Annotated in this window: 1 protein-coding gene; it reads right to left on the reverse strand. The window is 41.2% G+C overall.

Annotated features, from left to right (window positions below):
• Window positions 1–91 precede the first annotated feature (91 nt).
• Window positions 92–2,263: a leucine-rich repeat domain-containing protein gene (locus tag K2I50_RS03430; RefSeq protein ID WP_301024844.1), complete on the reverse strand. Its 2,172-nt coding sequence runs from the start codon at window positions 2,261–2,263 to the stop codon at window positions 92–94.
• Between the last annotated feature and the right edge of the window lie 611 nt (window positions 2,264–2,874).

Raw genomic sequence — 2,874 nt, forward strand, 5'->3', positions numbered from 1 at the left:
CTCCCTCTCTGCGCGAACACATCTGCACGACGCTTGACCGCCCCAGCGTTAACAAATATTGGTGAACGGGGTCTTAATTAATCGGAGATGACTATAACCAAATCTTTCGCACGTCAGCGCCTATACGAACGATATATAGTCCGCGAGCAAGACCGGCTATCTCACCCTCTCCTTTTTGGCTCTTGATCAACATACCGGAAACTGTATATATCTCCACTGGACAATCCATAGCGACATTACTGATTGACAATATTCCATTTTCTATCGAAATGACACCTTTATTGTCATAAATACCATCTATGCCGGAAGAACCTATAGGATATATTTTTTCAAAGAGGCTCCAAACAGGGGCCGCCTTATATGCCTCTATGGCATCGGCAGGAACATGTAATACTGCATATTTGTAAATAAAAGCAGTGAATACATCTTCCCCGTCCATAACAGGAGGAACAGGATTATGCGAAATTACCTCTTCGATTCCAAAATACGAGTTCTTTATCATATAATCATAGAACTCATTGAATTCATCTTCATCCATGGAAGCCTTATTCTCCTCAATCATCATAAGGAAGTCCTCATACTCATGTTCCAGCAAGTCACCACCATCATGCATGAAAGCCTTGGAGCCAATATTATCTACCTTAGAAGGAAGATCCACTATACGGAAATCATTATGATAAAAAGCCCCCTCCTTTATTGTCTTCAGACTGTCCGGAAGCGTTATCTCATGTAAATTAGAGGTATTTGCAAATGCATATTTCCCGATTTCATATACCGTAGGCTTTATATCAGCCGACTCTATGCCACTATACTGATATGCAAAATCAGGTATTACATAGTTTTCCGTCATCGGTATCCACGACAGATTGTAACATCCATAGAACGCATTCTTGCCTATGGATATAATATCCGGCGGAAGATGAATGAGTCTACTACATCTCCGGCATGCATCCTCTCCGAATATCACTCCACCACGTCCTGTTGCTCTTGAAGGAGCTACGCTAAGTGACTTCGACATGTCTTTATGCTTTTTTGTTTTCTCATCATAATTCACACATGTCAGACAAATGGAAATTCCACTATCATAGAAAGCCCCTTGATTATCCAACACTACATCAGAGTTACATTCAGGGCACCACGAGCGCTTTGCCGAATTCAGTTCCTCGATACAGCCAAACGAATGTTTACCAAGATAGTTGACCGATTTAGGCAACAATATATCACGCAATGACTTACATTCATAAAAACAGCCATTTTCGATTCGAGTAAGACCCTCCGGCATTTTAAAATCCTTAAGATTACGACATTGAGAAAAGGCACCCTCTCCAAGTGTTATTTTAATATTTTCTGTAGGGAAACGCAATTGCTCGAGATTGCTATTTTCACAGAACGCATATTCCTCAATCTTAAATGTACCGGTACTGAATGTCAACACTTTAATATGAGCGCATTCAAAAGCACGACATCTGATAGTCAAAGATGTGACATTTTCCGGAAAAGTGAGATTTATCGGGTCATTGAAATTGCCGCAACTCGAGAAAGCCATAGTGTCTATCTCCTGAATATCTTTATGGAGCAGTATCGTTTTTAAGTTCACACATTTCCAAAACGCCTGCTTACCGATTTTAGTTGTCGATGGTGACAATATCGAAATTTCGGTCAATCCGCTTTTGGCAAATGCTGATTCCGGAATCTCGGCAAGACGATTCGGTATTTTTGCCGACAAGAGATTTTCACAATCTGAAAAAGCATAATTTCCTAATTCCACCAACTTTGATCCATCTCCAAATCCAAGTTCTCTAATACCGGAACCTGAGAAAGCACCAGATCCTATCGAAGTCACCGACGCTGGAATTTGCAATGTACCGCTAAGTCCAATACAATTCGCAAAAGCAGAGCTTCCAATAGTGACAAGATTATTGTTAAATAATACCGAAGCAAGTGTTTTTTTTCCTGAAAATGCATTACTTGCAATTTCACGTACCGGAAACTTCATGGATACATAATCAGTAGTAGTCTTACCTTCCGTATCAGTAACTGTACGTTGTACCTCTAATGTAACTGTCTCCGGGATTTTAATCGCAGTCACATTGCCGGAGGCGAGGCCGGTAACTTTAGCATATCCCTCCGAAACAACGGATTGATAAACAAGATTTTCAACAGTCTGACTACCGCTATCAGAATAAGTTACACTGGCCTTGAGCGGATGGAAATACACTGTAATTAATCCGAACAGAACTATAAGTAGGCTATTTCTAAACATTATTTGCACTATATTTATGTATTTTGCAAAGTTACTACAAAAGGTAACTTTTACCCCCCTCCTGTTGTTAAAAAACGGTTAAATACAGTCAAATTCGCTGTTTTAGACCCATTTTTATGCCATTTCTTAAAAATGGGTATCAGATAAAGGTCGTTTAGGTTGTCGGTCTGCCTAATAGGTCTACAAAGATATGTCTTTGTGGCTGTAGCCCAAGTTGTCATTTTTATCTTGTCGCCGGGCTACGCCAGGCATAGGCGTGATGGACGCTATGACCTATGGTTGCGCACCGCTAACGCGGAGCTTACCATAGGCTAACGTTGTAGACGCCCCCAAAGGGGCTATGCGCTAACGCGTGGAGTTGCCAATGCAACCATATGTCGGATGGTATCGCCGAGTTACCGATGCTGTGATAGGTTGTGATGTTGTCTCTATATTGTTGTAGTGATTTGTCGGATGATATCTCTAACTTGTGTTTGTAACAATATGTTGGACATATCTTCGATTTGTGTCTGCAGCGGTTGTTGGGCGTATCTCTGACTATGAAGCAATAACATCCGGCCTATCACGGCATCGACAATGCGGGGATATACCTAATCTATCGCTGATTCTGC

Origin of the sequence: Muribaculum sp., from assembly GCF_029051885.1 — a bacterium.
Classification (GTDB): domain Bacteria; phylum Bacteroidota; class Bacteroidia; order Bacteroidales; family Muribaculaceae; genus Muribaculum.